Source organism: Anaerococcus sp. Marseille-P3625 (assembly GCF_900232825.1).
Taxonomy (GTDB): domain Bacteria; phylum Bacillota; class Clostridia; order Tissierellales; family Peptoniphilaceae; genus Anaerococcus.
In genome coordinates, this window is sequence record NZ_OCTP01000011.1 from 492,844 (window position 1) to 508,833 (window position 15,990).

14 protein-coding genes are annotated in these 15,990 nt (G+C 31.7%); 1 reads left to right on the forward strand and 13 read right to left on the reverse strand.

The features are described from left to right. Nucleotides 1–392: 392 nt before the first annotated feature. The 7 genes from manA to CS884_RS07750 form a co-directional block, all read right to left on the reverse strand. On the reverse strand, nt 393–1,331 hold the full coding sequence (gene manA, locus CS884_RS07720) for a mannose-6-phosphate isomerase, class I (RefSeq protein ID WP_099321308.1): 939 nt from the start codon (nt 1,329–1,331) through the stop codon (nt 393–395). An 8-nt stretch (nt 1,332–1,339) separates the two neighbouring features. Then, the gene (locus tag CS884_RS07725; protein WP_099321309.1) at nt 1,340–2,206 is read right to left on the reverse strand and encodes a D-alanyl-D-alanine carboxypeptidase family protein; all 867 of its coding nucleotides are present in this window, start codon (nt 2,204–2,206) and stop codon (nt 1,340–1,342) included. 3 nt (nt 2,207–2,209) lie between these two features. After that, the gene (locus CS884_RS07730) at nt 2,210–2,605 is read right to left on the reverse strand and encodes an HIRAN domain-containing protein (RefSeq protein ID WP_099321310.1); all 396 of its coding nucleotides are present in this window, start codon (nt 2,603–2,605) and stop codon (nt 2,210–2,212) included. After that, a complete protein-coding gene (locus CS884_RS07735; protein WP_099321311.1) occupies nt 2,598–3,404 on the reverse strand; it encodes a hypothetical protein in 807 nt (268 codons plus the stop codon). The genes CS884_RS07730 and CS884_RS07735 overlap by 8 nt, the downstream gene beginning before the upstream one ends. Nucleotides 3,405–3,500: 96 nt before the next feature. Beyond that, nucleotides 3,501–5,027 (reverse strand): hypothetical protein, encoded by a 1,527-nt coding sequence (locus tag CS884_RS07740; RefSeq protein WP_099321312.1) that lies wholly within the window; start codon nt 5,025–5,027, stop codon nt 3,501–3,503. Nucleotides 5,028–5,243: 216 nt separating this feature from the next. Further along, on the reverse strand, nt 5,244–6,605 hold the full coding sequence (radA, locus tag CS884_RS07745) for a DNA repair protein RadA (RefSeq protein WP_099321313.1): 1,362 nt from the start codon (nt 6,603–6,605) through the stop codon (nt 5,244–5,246). Then, nucleotides 6,592–7,890, reverse strand: a complete 1,299-nt coding sequence (locus CS884_RS07750; RefSeq protein WP_099321314.1) for a glutamate-cysteine ligase family protein — start codon at nt 7,888–7,890, stop codon at nt 6,592–6,594. The genes radA and CS884_RS07750 overlap by 14 nt, the downstream gene beginning before the upstream one ends. A gap of 120 nt (nt 7,891–8,010) precedes the next feature. Here CS884_RS07750 and CS884_RS07755 point away from each other — a divergent pair, with 120 nt between their 5' ends. Then, the gene (locus CS884_RS07755) at nt 8,011–8,475 is read left to right on the forward strand and encodes a methylated-DNA--[protein]-cysteine S-methyltransferase (RefSeq protein ID WP_099321315.1); all 465 of its coding nucleotides are present in this window, start codon (nt 8,011–8,013) and stop codon (nt 8,473–8,475) included. A 46-nt stretch (nt 8,476–8,521) separates the two neighbouring features. On the opposite strand, the gene CS884_RS07760 is transcribed toward CS884_RS07755, so the two are convergent. The 6 genes from CS884_RS07760 to CS884_RS07785 form a co-directional block, all read right to left on the reverse strand. Continuing rightward, on the reverse strand, nt 8,522–9,607 hold the full coding sequence (locus CS884_RS07760) for an ABC transporter ATP-binding protein (RefSeq protein ID WP_099321316.1): 1,086 nt from the start codon (nt 9,605–9,607) through the stop codon (nt 8,522–8,524). A 9-nt stretch (nt 9,608–9,616) separates the two neighbouring features. Then, nucleotides 9,617–10,516, reverse strand: a complete 900-nt coding sequence (locus CS884_RS07765; RefSeq protein WP_099321317.1) for a sugar ABC transporter permease — start codon at nt 10,514–10,516, stop codon at nt 9,617–9,619. A gap of 1 nt (nt 10,517) precedes the next feature. Next, on the reverse strand, nt 10,518–12,533 hold the full coding sequence (locus CS884_RS07770; RefSeq protein WP_099321318.1) for an ABC transporter permease subunit: 2,016 nt from the start codon (nt 12,531–12,533) through the stop codon (nt 10,518–10,520). Nucleotides 12,534–12,539: 6 nt separating this feature from the next. After that, entirely contained in the window at nt 12,540–12,947 is a 408-nt protein-coding gene (locus CS884_RS07775) for a hypothetical protein (protein WP_099321319.1), read from the reverse strand. A 43-nt stretch (nt 12,948–12,990) separates the two neighbouring features. Next, nucleotides 12,991–14,346, reverse strand: a complete 1,356-nt coding sequence (locus tag CS884_RS07780) for a sugar ABC transporter substrate-binding protein (protein ID WP_099321320.1) — start codon at nt 14,344–14,346, stop codon at nt 12,991–12,993. Nucleotides 14,347–14,517: 171 nt separating this feature from the next. After that, nucleotides 14,518–15,984: an ABC transporter ATP-binding protein gene (locus CS884_RS07785; RefSeq protein ID WP_099321321.1), complete on the reverse strand. Its 1,467-nt coding sequence runs from the start codon at nt 15,982–15,984 to the stop codon at nt 14,518–14,520. Between the last annotated feature and the right edge of the window lie 6 nt (nt 15,985–15,990).

Genomic DNA, 15,990 nt, shown 5'->3' on the forward strand with positions numbered 1-15,990 from the left:
TTTCGGGGGATAGGAATTAGGGGCGGCAGAGGCCCCTTATTTCCTTTCCCCCGATCCCCCTAAACCTTTTTAACCCCTCTGCCACTGCGTGGGGCAATGAGTAGTAGAAGTTCGCTCCGCGAATTCTTTTTTTTAATCATTGGTTTTAAAAAGCTTTGGAACATCAGTCAGTTTATTGTTTCAATTATCTAATTTTATTATCAAATAGGACATTGCGAAGCAATTCCTAGCCTTGTTGCTCCATGCAATGGTCGTTTAAGGGTGAGGTTTGTGTGGGCAAAAGGGCTTTGAAGGGACAATCGAAAGACCCTTTATGCTGCCATCCAAGAACAGAGTCTAAAATTACAAATTTCATAAGAACATAAGAAATCTTATTTCTTTTTTAAAAAATCCTAATTACAATTACTCTCAACAACCGTGATTTCCCCATCAAAATAGTAATCGTCAACCTCATTTGTTAATATAAAAAAGTCACCTTTTTTTATTGGGTAGGCTTCATCATCTACTATTAGCTTGCCTGAGCCTTCTATTACTGCTTCTAAGAGATAAGGATTTTCTCTTTTTAATTTTGTTTTGCTTTTGATTTGATATTTTCTTACTTGGAAAAATTCATTTGCTGTTAGTTCTGTTTTTTGATAAGTGTCAAATTTTTCTGTTTTTTCTTTGTTTTCTAGCTCATTTATTTTTATGGCTTCTTTGGATTTTTCAAGATGAAGCTCTCTTTTTTTGCCGTCTTTATCTATCCTATCATAATCATAAAGTCTGTAGGTTAGATCTGATGCTTGTTGAATTTCTAATATTAGACAGCCTTTTTTGATGGCATGAACTGTGCCTGCTGGAACATAGAAAAAATCATCTTTTTTTACCTTTACTTCTTTTAATAGCTCATCCCATTTTTCTTCATCTATTAGTTTTATGGCTTGATCTTTATTTTTTGCCTTTATTCCATAGATTATTGATGATTCATTTTTATTTAGGATATACCAACATTCGCTTTTGCCAAGAGAATTTTCAATTTTTGCTGCCATTTGATCATCTGGATGAACTTGGATTGACAAGTCGTCTTTGGCATCGATTATTTTTACCAAAAGCGGGAATTCTTTTTCTGGCAAATTTCCAAATAATTCTCTATGATTTTTGTAAATATCTTTAAGATTTTCTCCCTTTAATTTGCCATTTGTAACTATTGACGGATAGGATTCCATGGCTGAAATTGCCCAATATTCGCCTATATTTTCCCCTTCTATCGGATAAGCAAATTCACTTTTTAGTCTTTGTCCGCCCCAAATTTTTTCTAAGAATTTACCTTCTAAGATTAAAACTTTTTGCATATTAGCTCCTATAAATCTTCTAAAATACTTAGAGTATCTTTTATTTGTCCATCGCCAGTATTGTTGATATCTGTATATGGTGCACCCATTGTAACTACTATATATTCACAGCCATTTTTATATGCTAGACTTATCCAACAAAGTCCGGCTTTTTCTGTCGTTCCGGATTTGCCACCGATTATTTCAAAGCCATTTTGCTCATAATTTTCAAGTTTTTTAAAGACAGTGCTTTGCATATAAACTCCCATTGGATGATCAGGGCTTTGACTAGATGTGAAATCTTTTTTGGTAAAAATCGCTCTAAAATCTCCATTTTTTAAAGCTTCTTTTAAAAGCATTGCCATATCTTTGGCTGATGAATAATGACCCGGCTCATCCATTCCATCTGCATTTTGAAAATGAGTGTTGGTTAATCCTAAATCTTTGGCTTTATCGTTCATAAGTCCTGTAAATTGTAAAATTGAACCAGAAATATTTACAGCAAGGCTATCGGCAGCTTCGCCTCCCGATGGCAACATTGCTCCGTAGAGCAAATCTCTGTAAGATACTTCTTCCCCACCATAAAAACCAGCCATTGATGCATTTTCATCGATAAGTTTTTGATAGCTTTGGGTATCGACAGTTGTTTTTGCGGAAATATCGGGAATTTTTTCAAGGCTTACAAGAACAGTCATCATTTTTGTAAGAGATGCCATAGGTAATTTTTCATTTTCATTTACTGCCAAAACTTCCTTATCGTCTGTTAGGTTGTAGACATAAAGAGCCTTAGAATTAAATTTGCCTAATTTGTTTTTATTTTCTTGGTTTCTCCATATTATTAATAAAATTATTATTGCTAGTGGCAAAATAAAAATTGCCAGTGATTTTTTTTTCATATTTTATCCTTCTAAGTAAATTTTTATTCCTATTTGCCACCATCTGCCCTTTTTTTCCTTGTGATAAACTTTGCCAAAGAGATATTTGCCACTATCCATAAGTCTTGCAAAAATTTCGTTGTCAACTTGTGGAATGTAGCCGATTTTTTCTCCTGTTTCAAGGCAGATTTTTATGGCATTTTCGTCATATTCATTGTAAATTTCTCTAAAAAATTTGACCTTAGTATCTATTTCGATTTTTTCTTGGAAATTTTCCATATTTTCTATATAACTTGTCCCTGCAACGTAGGTGTCAAAAAGAAAAATATCTTCTCCATAGGGCTTGAATTTATCGATTCCTCCACCCCTGTGAAAAATATCTATAAAATTTTCCTTGTCAGTTTTTTCTAAATCAGGCATTTTTTGTAATTTCCTCTATTCTTTTTTCTAAGTATTCTATATTTTTTAAAAGAGCCTTAATAACATTTTTTATCGCTTCTTTTTCGTTTTCTATTTCCTTTTCATCTTCCAAAAGATCTTTTTTGTCATAGGGAAAAGAATCCTTGATTTTTTCTATAGATTCCTTTAATTTTTCAATATTTTCAGATATTCGTTTTATCTCTTGATCTATTAATTTTTCATCTTTTAAGTCCGTTTCTTCTTTGCCAATTATTAGATCGTGGTAAAGATTTATTAGGTCAATTTGTCCATTTTTGTAGGCGTCAACGACCTTGTAGTATAAGTCTAAATCACTTGCACTAAGATCTTTGTTTAGGTCTGGGTGAAGTTTTTTTACAAGATCTCTATACTTACTTTTAAATTCTAGCATTTCTTCTGGATTCATAAGAGGTTTTTCTGATAAGTCTATGGCCCAGTCAAGGTCTTTTGCTTGTTGATTTAATCTTTCTTTAAATGATGAAAGTTTCTCATCCAAATATTTTTCTATTTCTATGAGATATTCTTTTGTAATTTTTTCATTTCTGTTTATTTTTATATACAGTAAGTCTAATTTTCTTTTTAGCCTATCTTTTTTCATCGATAATTCGATAAATCTATATTCTAGAGCCCCAAATTCTAAAAGATAACGAACTTTTAGATTCTTACATACTTGATAAAGCAAATGATCGTGTTCTAATATCAAAGCTTGCAATTTTTCTCTCAATATTTTTAGTCTATCTGTGGAATTTTTTGCTTGTGGAAAAATAATTATATTAGTCATTTTTTAGCCTTTCTTATATTGAATTTACCACAAGAGCAAAGAAAAAGATAGGATAACCTATCTTTGACTTTTATAAAGAAATTTTACCAATAATTTTTAGCCTCTACCCATTAGATGTAAAATTTGTTCAAATAGAGTGTATGAATAGCCATATTGGTCATTGTCCCAGCCCAAAATATTTTCTGCATCAATTATTCCTTCTGGTAGTTCCAAATTTCCGTCTTTTTGACTTATCATTGGAGAAAACTCAATTTTTTCATCCCTATATCTAAGCTTAATCTTAGAATTTGGGACAACTTCACTTGGATTTTGACAAATTAGAGTAGTTGATCTTTGTGAAACTCTGTCCAAAAGATAATTTTCAACTTCTGTTGTTTTACCATCTTCTGAAGTTTGCAATTCTTTAAGACTTACTGTTGCCATTTTCCATTTTGGTACTATAAGATAGTAGTCAGTTCCAGTTAGGTCAATGCTCGCATCACCTGTTGTTTGCAAAATTAATCTAGGATCTGCATACTCATTATATACTGTTTGCCATTGGTATAGTTTTTTCAATACAACTTCTAGCTCATCTTCTGCTTGAGCGTATCCCATAGGAATAATAAAGGCTTTTATCTTTTCATCATTTGGATCTAAGCCCATTGTTCTTGCCATTTTTACAAATTCATCTGCATATATACTAGGATTTAAATCTTTTCCCTGAAGTTTTATAGCTTCTGTAAATTTGTCTTCACATGCATCAGTATAGAAATGATATAGAAACATTATATTTCCAAGTTCATCTACAAAAAATCTATTATCTCCTAGTTCTTTATCATCCCACAAATCATCTAAGGAAAGGCCTTCCAACTTGGCAATATTATCAAAATATGCCGTTTCTGTTAGTCTTGAATCGTATTGGTCGATAAGTTTTTGATATCTAGAATCAACACTTTTTTCCATCAAGCTTAGCTTATCGTCTTTTCCAATAGCAAAATTTTCCAAAAGTTCATCGTCATTTATTAATTTTCCATCAGCTAGAGAAAAATTATAAATTTTATGCTGGGTATTTCCTACATCCCAGGTATTAGTTATTTGCATATGTAGGCTTAGAATTTTGTCATCTTCATAAGCTTGAAATTCGCTGAAAATTCCTAAGAATTCGTTATCTTCTTCTCTATTTTCCAAGGAAGTTTTGTATTGTTCTTTTATGTATTGGACAATTTTATCTATATCCTCATTAGCTTTTTTAGCATCTGGAGAATCTAGCAAAATTTTTGGTACATGAAGGCCATCTACTGGTTGTTGAGCGGATTTTTTATCTTTTTCTTCAATAAAATCATTCCAAACTTCTCTATCAGCTACTAAGTTTGACATAGTTCCTGATTTGCCACCACTTACGACTTTTAAGTCTTTTTTTACTCCAGACTCGTCTTCTTTTGGCAAGTCATCCTTGCTTTCTTCTTTGTTCTCAGTTTTTTCCTTAGATTCGTTATTTTCTTTGGAAGCTTCTTTTTTTAGATTTTCCTTTGCATTATTTTCAACTATTTTCTTATCTTCTTGATTTGTCTTATCTTCGCCCTTACAAGATATTAAAAATATCGGAAGCAGAAAAACCAATATTTTAAAAAATCTTTTGCCCATAATTTCCTCCTTTGTTATTTTTTCCCGCTTAATTTTTTTGCTTAGAAAAATTTTTCTTCTTTATTATATTAAACCACCAACAATGATAAAAATAAACAACTTAAATATTTTTTTTCATTTTTTATAAAAAACAGGCCTTGACGTGAACTTTTTAATCTATACCCAGATTAAATAGTTACATCAAGACCTATTTTTTTCTTTATTTTTATTTTTTGCTTATCCAAACAAAGCTTCTAAAACTTCTCTTATATTTGCAAGTTCTATTACTTTTAAGCTCTTAAATTCGCTAACGTCTAGGGAGTTTTTGGCTATAAAACATTTTTCATAGCCTAATCTTTCTAATTCTTTTAATCTTTGGCGAATTTGCGGAACTTTTTTTAGCTCGCCTGTTAGACCAACTTCTGCTATGAAGACTGTTTTGTCGGATACGGATTTTTTTAGAAATGATGAGGCAATTGAAACCATGATGGCAAGATTTACTGACGGCTCGGAAAGTTTGAGGCCACCAGTGGTTTTGATTATAACATTGTAGTCAAATAAATTTAATCCTGCTCGCTCTTGAAGAATTGAAATTAGAGTGTTAAGCTCATCTTTTCTAAGACTATCGCCAATTCTTTGTGGATATGGCAAGAAAGATTTGCTAACTAGTGATTCAATTTCTACCTCCAATAATCTGGAACCTTCTTTGGTTACAGCAATGGCTGAGCCTTCAACATCATTATCTCTTTGGCTTATGAAATATTGGCTGGGATTTGAAATTTCTAAAAGTCCATCTTCGGTCATGGAAAATAAACCAATTTCACCAGTTCTGCCAAATCTATTTTTGCTAGTGGTTAAAACCCTAAGGTCCTCGTCACTTTCTCCATCTAAGATTAAAACTGTATCTACCAAATGTTCAAGCGTTCTAAGTCCAGCCATTTCATTTGCCTTGGTCATGTGGCCAATCATTATAATGGCTCTTTTCTTTTTTGGATCTTTGGCGATTTCTACTGCTTTGTTGGCAACTTCTATGGTTTGGGTTGGGCTTCCTTGTTTATTGTCAAATTCTCTTAGGCTAAAAGTTTGGATGGAATCCAAAAAAACTATGTCAGCATCGATTTTTTTGATTTCACTTATGGCTTGATCCATAGAATTTGTCGAAAGTATCCAAACATTTTCTGGCAATTTTGCCATAATTCTATCAGCTCTTGACTTTATTTGGCTTTCGCTTTCTTCTCCAGAAACATAAAGAACCTTTAGTCCCATATCCGCATAGGATTTGGATAATTGAAGCAAAAGCGTGGATTTGCCGGCGCCAGGTCTTGCAGTAAGAATTGAAACGCTATCTCTGATAAGTCCATCGCCCATAACTCTGTCAAATTCTTTGTAGGAAGATTTGATTCTTAGATCTTTATTAACCTCGATTGACTTTAATTTTTTGGCCTTATTTTCTTCAAAAATTATATTTTGATTTTTTTCTTCTTTTACGACTACTTCTACAAGACTTCCCCATTTTTTGCAAGAAGGGCATTGACCTGCCCAAACTCCTTGACTGTGACCGCAATTAGTGCATTGGTAAGCCTTTTTAATTTTCGCCATTATTATCCTTTACAAATTTGTTTACAGAAAATTCATAGACTGCTCTTTGTGGACTTTCCTTATAAAGTTCTTCGTAGATATCTCTTGGAGTTTTTTGCTCTTCTAGTAAATCTCTAAGTGGATCTATATATTTTCTATCTTCTTTGATTTTGCCTATAATTTCAAGCATCCACTCATAAATTTTCTTATCTTCATACATTGCTTGTATGCCCCTAAGAACTGTGATTTTTTTCAAATCTTGGGCCTTTTGGTAAGTAAAGCCAGCCAAAAGATTGTAAGCATAATCTAAAACTTCCTTATCGTAGAAAATGTTTTTTATTAAACTTACCGCTGCAAAGTTGTATGGGAAAGGCATATTATCAGGCATTCTAATTTCGATATATTTTTTAACTCTTACATCAGGAAATACAATTGATAGGGCATGAAATACCATTTCATCGCTCATATCCTCGTCAAAAATTTCCTCAAAAGTCTTTTCATTAGTTGCAATGTCCTTGTCATCTTTTTTTATAAATATAGATGGTGTCGCAAGAATTTTTTTGGCGTATTTTTCATAAGATAAGTCATTATCAAAAGAAAATGGATAAATTCCCGTCCTATCCTTATCGCAATTTTCCCAAATAGTCTGGCGAATATTGTGATTTTCGTAAACTTCTCCCTCAAAAATATATGCATTGTCAAAAATACTATAGAAAAATGGAGCAAGGGCGTTAGCTAGGAAATATTTTTTCCTAAAATCATCTTCATCAGAATAATCTATGGCAACTTGCAAACTTGCAGAACCTTTCATCATATTGTGAGCCATAGGACCTGCATATTTTTCAAAATACTCATACATAAATTTGTATCTTTCTTTTGGAATTCTTGGAATATCAGCGATTTTATCCTTAACTTGATAGCCAACTTCAACTAGCAATTGTCCCTTTTTATCAAAAATCGGGATAATTTCTGCCATGGTTTTTTTGTAAGTTTCAAATAATTTATCAACAGAATTTTGAGAATCTAAGGAAATTTCAAATTGAGCTGCAGGTTCAATTGAAATAGAAGCTCCATCTTTATGAAGCCCCATGATATATTCACCCTCATAAATTCCCTCATAGCCTAGGTCTTTTAGCTCTTCTAAAGATTGGCGTATGCCATTTTCTCCCTCATATCTAATAGTTTCAAGAGAATTTTTATCAACAACAAAGTGTTCAACTTCAAAACCTACTTTGAAATCTTTTTCATCTTTTTCACCAGATTTTATAAACTCGACAATTTTTTCTACCTTATCTTCGTAGGTCATAATTACCTCCGTAATTTTATATTTATATATATTATACGATAATTTTAAAAAAATCTTAGAAAAGATTAAAGTTTATAAGATCTTTGACTTTAGAGAAAATAAACTTATAATTAGTCTATCATGAATAAAAAATTTGCATTTTATACTAGTAAAATTGGAATAATTAAAATTACTTATGGTGATTTTTTGAAAAAAATCGAATTAACCGATAGAATTAATGAAATTGATCAAAAATCAACCTTGTCAGATGATGTCTTCCATAACTTAGAAAAATATTTGAAGGGAGAGTTAAAAAGTTTTAAAGCTTTTGATATAGATAAGTTAGAAGGAACTGATTTTCAAAAAATTGTTTGGAAAGAACTTTGTAACATTCCTTATGGAAAGACTAAAACTTATAAGGATATAGCTTATGCCATTAATAGACCAAAAGCCATTCGTCCTGTAGCTACTGCCATTGGCAAAAATCCCCTTATGATTCTTATCCCTTGTCATAGGGTAATTGGCAGTGATGGCAAGCTTTGTGGCTACGCTTATGGGCTTTCTGTCAAAAAATTTCTCATTGATCTTGAGAAAAATAATATATAAGAAAAAACCACTTAAAAGTGGCTTTTCTTATATTAATTTTAGCTTTTTAGTTTATTCTTTCAGTACTTTCACCGTCAAAGAAATGAAGAGCTTCTGGATCTAGGGTGAAATCGTGAGTTTCCCCTATTTTATAATCGTAATATCCAGGTTGGCTTATTACAATATCTACTCCATCTTTTAATTTAGCATAGAGCAATTGTTCTTTGCCTAGCATTTCTATTACATCTATTGTTGCTGTTACAGCGTTGTAATCGCGTTTTTCTGCTATAAATCTTTCACTTCTTATTCCAAGGTAGACTTTTTTGCCTTCATAATTTTTGATTATTTGGCTATCTTTATCGCTTGGTCTAACTTTCATTTCGCCTGAATTGCTTACAAATAGTCCATTTTCAATCTTTCCTTCTATGATGTTCATAGTTGGTGATCCAATAAATCCTGCTACAAAGAGGTTGTTTGGTCTTTGATAAAATTCTGTTGGTGGTCCTACTTGTTGAACAATACCCTTATCTAAAAGAACTATTTTAGTTGCCATGGTCATAGCTTCTGTCTGATCGTGGGTTACATAAATACTTGTTGTATCTAGTTGATTATGTATTCTTACAATCTCCACTCTCATTGATTCTCTTAGTTTGGCATCAAGGTTACTTAATGGCTCATCCATCAAGAATACTGACGGATTACGAACAATAGCACGACCTAAAGCAACTCTTTGTCTTTGACCACCTGATATATCTGAAGGTCTGTTGTAAAGATAATCTTCAAGTTGCAAAACTTTTGCAGCACTTTTTACTCTTTGATCGATTATTTCCTTGCTTTCATTTTTCATATTTAACGAAAAAGCCATATTTTCATAGCAAGTCATATGTGGATATAGGGCATAGGATTGAAATACCATAGCTATATCCCTATCCTTTGGCTCTACTTTATTCATTATCTTATCGCCAAAGTACAAGGTTCCCTCTGTTATAGAGTTTAAACCTGCTATCATTCTTATTAGTGTTGATTTTCCACATCCTGATGGTCCTAGTATTACACAAAAATCTTTACTAGCTATATCAAGATTAATATTTCTTATGGTGAAATTTTCGCGGCCTTCATATTTTTTGCCGACATTATCTAATCTTACTCTCATATTATTCTCCTATCCCTTAACTGCTCCACTTGATAACCCTGATACTAGCTCATCTTGTAAAGCTAAAAACAATAGCATAACTGGTATCGCAGATAAGAATCCTCCTGCTGCAAAGGCTGGTTGATTCATTGTTCTCATATCATTTATCAAGGTAAATAATCCTGTTGCCAAAGTATAATCATTTGGATTTGTCAAAAGTATTTTTGGCATCATGTAGTCCAAAAACGGCCCTATAAAACATTGAAGAGCAATTATTGCAAGCATAGGACGAGCAAGTGGCATAATTATTAACCTATAAACTTGGAAGTTACTACAACCATCAATTCTTGCTGCCTCATCAAGTTCTGGTGATATTGAATCTAGGTAACCTTTTAGAATAAAGGTGTTAGTTGCAATCGCTCCACCAGCATAAATTAATATTAGCATGGCAGATCTAGAAAATACTGGAATTATTCCAGAAATTATGGAATGAATTGCATAGTAAGCAGTAATTCCTGCAAATGCAGGGATAATTTGAACAAGCATTATTGTCATAAGGCTTGCCTTTTTGCCCTTAAATCTAAATCTTGAGTATGCATAACCTGTAAAAGATACAAATATTAAGGTTAGCAAGGTTGTAATTGTTGCAATTTTTAGGGTATTTAAGACCCATCTTACAAAGTGAGTTTTTTCAAATAAATATTTGAAATTGTCCAAACCAAATATAAAGTCACTATTTAGTGAAATATATTGGCCTTGGTTTGAGTTAAATGAGCTTATAGTCATTATCAATAGTGGAACCAGTATTACTGCTGCCCGGATTATCAATAGCACATAGATAAGTCCTAGAGCAATTTTGCCAGCTGTTGATAAAGGAGTTAGGTCTGATAAATATAAACTATTATCTTTATTTTTCTTTTTCTTTGTCATATTAATACTCCTTAAAAGCAGATGATTTTCTATAGCCTAAGTAAGAAATTATTATTAGGATAATAGAAATAAATATGGTTATAGCTGCTCCTATTGCTTGATACTGACTTTCCATTGTTAGCTTGTAAATATAAGATATCAAAATATCTGATGAACCAGCCAAGTTTCCGTAAACTTTTGGATTGAATGGCCCACCTTGGTTATACAAGTAAATTATTGAGAAGTTGTTGAAGTTAAAGGTGTATTGGTTAATTAACATCGGAGCTATTTGGAAAAGCACAAGAGGTATTGTTATCTTAAATGTTTGCTTTAAACCATTTGCCCCATCAATACTTGCAGCTTCATACAAATCTTTTGGAATAGCTTGCAAAACTCCAGTTGTCAAAAGGAATATATACGAATGTCCCAGCCAGCCTTGGATTAAAATTAAGGCAAGCCTTGTTTGGAAAGTATCATTTTTTATGTCAAGACTCGTATTAAAAATACCAGAAAGTGCTTCAGAAAATATTCCACCACGACTAGTCATGATAGAAAAGAACATTATTGTAATAAATGCAGGAACTGCCCATGGCAATAGATATACAGTTCTAAAGAATTTCTTAGCTTTAATTCTCTCGTTATTTACAAGAAGTGCAAAGATAAAGCCTAGAACAATTGCAAGAGTTGATGCACCTATTGTCCAAATCAATGTCCATCCAAATATTTTCCAGAAAGCTTGACCTGCAATTCCTTGGCCTTTAGCTATTGTTATATAGTTTTCAAGCCCTATCCAGTGGAATTTGTTTTGATTTTTTGGATTCATATCTGTAAAAGATATCAAAATTGCTGTAAATATTGGCACCAAAACTATAAATATAATAACTAATAACGCTGGTGTAGTTATTAAATATGGGAAGCCATCTGTACGCAAAATATTGACAGATTCAAACCAGTTATTAGGTCTAACGCCTAAACTTTCAGCTTTTTCAACTTTTCTAACATCCAAGAAACTTACTATTAAAATAAATAGGGCAATTAGCAAAAATACTATCGCCAAAATTCCTTCGATCATAAAAAGTATTGACCTATCAAGTCTTCCACCATTTGCTGCAAGACTTATAAGGCCACTAATTCCCTCGCCTTGATAGTTTCCAAAACCAAGGGCATAAGGAATAGCTATTAGATAGATAAACAAAGATCCTAGGAAAAATACCAAAGCTTTTTGCCATTGACCGTTTAAAAGTTGTCCCAAACCTGGTAAAGGCAATGAAACGATGGATCTCCATGGACTAGTTTTTTCAGTTTCTACTGGATTTCTACGTCTAGCTTCTGCAAGATCTGAGGCAAGGATTTTCTTTTGCTCTTTTTTATCTTGTTTAACTTTGTATTTTAAACTTTTTATTTCTTCTTCTAAAGAATTTTTTGGATTTAAAAATTCAATGGCTTTATTTGAATCGTCAAATCTTTTTTTGTACTTTTCTTTTTCGCTTTTGTAAGCCTTAGCAGAAATTAGGTTTTTCTCAAAAGATTCTTTCAAATTATCAAGAGATTTTTGATATTCTTCCTCTAATATCTTTTTCTCTTTTGCAATTTTTTCATTTGCATCATTAAGCTCTTTTTCGCTTAATAAGCTAATTTTGTTAGATTTATCGGTTAATTTGTTTTTCAAATCCAAATCATGTTCAATTATTTGAGGTATCTGATTTAGGTATATTTCTGCTTGTTTAGCTTTTAGGCTTGCATCATAAGTAAGATAAGAATTTTCTTCATAAAATTCCACCATAGCCTTTGATATATAAAGCTTTTTATTCAAGTCCTTAAATTCACTTGAGTTTTCAGTACTAGTTTCTAAAGAATCTGCTTCTTTTTTTACTTTATCAAGTAATTCTTTTTCTTTTTTCTGATATTCGTTAAGTTTTATGATGTATGGGTGGCTATTTCTATCAGGATTTTTGCCATCAATTATGTCTTTGATGTATTCATTTTTCCTAGGATAGGTTTTGCCACGATCATCAACTAGGTCTTTTTGATATTTCATAAGCTCCTAGGTCCTTTCTTTACTTACTATAAAATAAAATAGGATTAGATGTAAGATAATGACTAAGTAATAAAAAATCGATTTTATCCTAAATTGCAAGATAATATTTGCTAAAGATAAAACCGTTGCAAATCCAAAAAACATCTTGTAAATATTGTTTATTCCATATTTTTTTATAGTGAAAAATGTGTATAGCGAAATGATTATGGGATTTAGGACACCCAAAAACATATTCATTATGATTAAATTTAAATAATCATCGTAGCTTATATCTGATACGTTTTTTCTAAATTCATTGAAATTATTATAATCCTTGGCTAAAATTATCGCCTCAAGCGAGATGAAAAATATTATCAAAGCCGATACTATAAGGATTTTCATCAAGAATTTATCATCTTTTTTAAACTTGTTCATCTGTAATTTAAAGGGCCAATTGCTTGGCCCTTTTTTACTTATTTTAGTTAAAGTTTGCCATCATAGAATCAAATGATGCTTTTAGTTCATTATAAGCTTCTTCTTCATTCTTAGGTTCTGTTGAGTTCCAAGAAAGAATTGCATTTTTATAAGTATCCCAAACATCTCCCCATTCTTGGAATAGAGGTCTTGCAGGTGAATTTTGGTAAGATTCAATTGTTGCAGCTATTACTGCTTTATCAGAATCTGGTAGGTCAGAATTTTCATAAGTTTCTGCACTTACATTTTCCAAAACTTTTCCTGTTGCTTTAAATAAATCTACAGCAAATTCAGGATTTACTATTTCTTTTATCATTGCATTTGCTAAAGCAACTTTGTTTTTATCTTCTTCAATTCTTGCATTGATTGCAAGTCCCCAACCACCTTGCCAGTGAGCTAGAGGTTTTCCTGCAAGTGTTAAGTTACCGATTGGCTTAATAGCTAAATTGCCTTCGCCTGCTTGTTTAGAAATTGTAGCAACATCCCATGGACCACCTATACGAGCAACTCCACCTTTGCCAGTGGTAAATGTATCATCGATATAAGCCCAACCAGCATCTGAATCAAATAATGGTGTTTTTGCTTCGTGATGTTTCTTCCAATAATCATATAGGCCTTTGATTGTAGCTTGTTTTTCTGGTTCTAGATCTTTCCATTCTTTGGTCATATCAGAAAATAGTGAACCATCATCAGCTTTGCCTAATAATTCTATATTTGAAGAGTTGGTAGCTGCTACACCATACCAAGCATCAAATAAAGGGAATAATACTGTACTTTCGTCAGCTACATCGTTTATTTCAATTGGTTTTTCAATATCTATATTTTTCTCTTTAGCATTTGCTGTATTAACATATGTTATTAGTGATTCGATATTATATGGGAAAGCAAAATATTCATCATCTATTTTGAAGTTTCCGCCAATTCCCTTATCAAAATCATCCCAACCACCGATTTCTTTTTGTAGAGTTTGTGAATCGATAGCTCCTAAAACATCGTTTTTGTGCAAACCATAAAGTCTATCAGCTGGAATTGCAAATAAATCAGCAACGTCTTCGTTTGAAGCATCTGTTTGATCTATAATATCTAGATGATCAAAAGATGCTACTGTTTTAAATTCAATTTCTGCATTTGGATATTTTTCCTTAACTCTTTTAGCAGCTTCTTCATAATGTGGTAGCCAAGCTTCTTCTACTTGAACTGAAAGTTTGCCACTAACGTCTGTTGGTTCTGCAGTTTCGCTAGTTTCTGTTTCTGGTTTTTGATCCTTATCGGCATCTTTGTTTGCGTCTTTGCCACCGCCACAAGCTCCAAGTATGAAAGCTAATGACAATGCCATAAGACCTCTAAATGTTTTATTCATTGAATCCTCCTATATATTAACGTAATGAAAACGTTTATTATAGCTCTATTATAATTAATTATCGTTTTAAAGTCAACGAAATATTTCAATAAGTTAACTTTGTAAATATATTTAAAAATAAAACTAAAACTAGCAAAGCGATTGCTAGTTTTTTTAATCTCTAATAAATATTCAAATTTTTATTAAATTTAAATCATTTTCTTCTAAAAAAATACTGTCGTGGCTTATAACTATGACAATTTTTTCATCTGATAGGAGATTTTTTATCAAATTAATGACATCAGATTTTACCGAAAAATCTAAAAAGTTAGTTGGTTCGTCAAAAATATATACTGATTTTTTTGTAAGGATTGCGTTTTCTAATTGGCTAAGTTTCTTTTGTCCTGAGGAATTATTGGCTTTATCTTTTAGAAATCCATACTCACTTATAATTGGATCTGCCGGGATATAAACCATATCCTCGTACAAAATATTGGATTTTTTGTCTACAATTTTTCCATTGATAGTAATTTCTCCATCATATCTACTAGTTAAATTTAGTATAGCTTCAACAAGGGTCGTTTTCCCTATGCCATTATCTCCAACTATTAGGTTGATTTTATTTTTTGCAAAGCTAAATGTTTTTGCCTTATGAAGTTTTTGGCCATCTTTGCCAAGACTTACATAATTTTTTATTTCTATATCACTAATTTTTTCGCAAGAAAATTCCATTTGTGAAAGATTTAAAAATTCATCATAGCTTTCCATGGCAGGCTTACCGGAAACATATTCGCGTCTTGTATTGAAAAGATCTAGCATAGGATCCCAAAGATTGCTTATATATATTGAAACTGCAGCATAAGAACCGGCTGTCATTTCCCCTTTAATTATCAAAATTACAGATATGATTGTGCTTAAAGTTATGGCAAAGTTTAAAGTTCCATAGACAAAAATATTATAAACTACACTTTCATACTTTATTTTCTTGATCAAGTTATCCTTAAAAGTCTTATAAAAAGTTTTTATTTCTGGTAGTTGTCTTTTTTCTAGAAATCTTTCTTCCTTGGACAAATTTTTTTGGCTTATTATAAAACCCTTGATAGTTTTCATATCATCAAGATGATCTGATGAAAATTCTGCAATTTTTTCTTCGCTTTTGTAGGAAACAAAGGCTGAAATTGGGATTATTATCAAAAAGGCCAGCAAAAGATATGGCGAAATAAAATAAACTATTATACAAGTTCCTATGAATTTTATAGTGTTTAAAATAATTCTTAGGATGTTTTTGTAAATAAAGGGCTGAACAATTTCAAAATTTTGTCCCAATTCCTGAGCAATTCTACCATCATCTATATTGTATTTTTTGCTATCGTAAAATTTTACAGCTTGGTTGATCTTCGAAAATTGATTGATATAAGCTTTCATATCGTTTTTGCCAAATAAATAATCTTCTAAAACATAGAAAATATGGATAAAAACATCTAGAAAAACTATGCAAATAATGTATTTTGTGGTAGCTTCAAGGTCTTTTCCAATAGCAGAATCAATAGCCGATGCAATAAGCATGGGACTAAGAAGCATAGACAAGATAACAATAACTCTAACGATGAAAAGCTTAATAAATTCTTTTTTGTCAGTATATTTAAAAAATCTAAGCATAAGGCC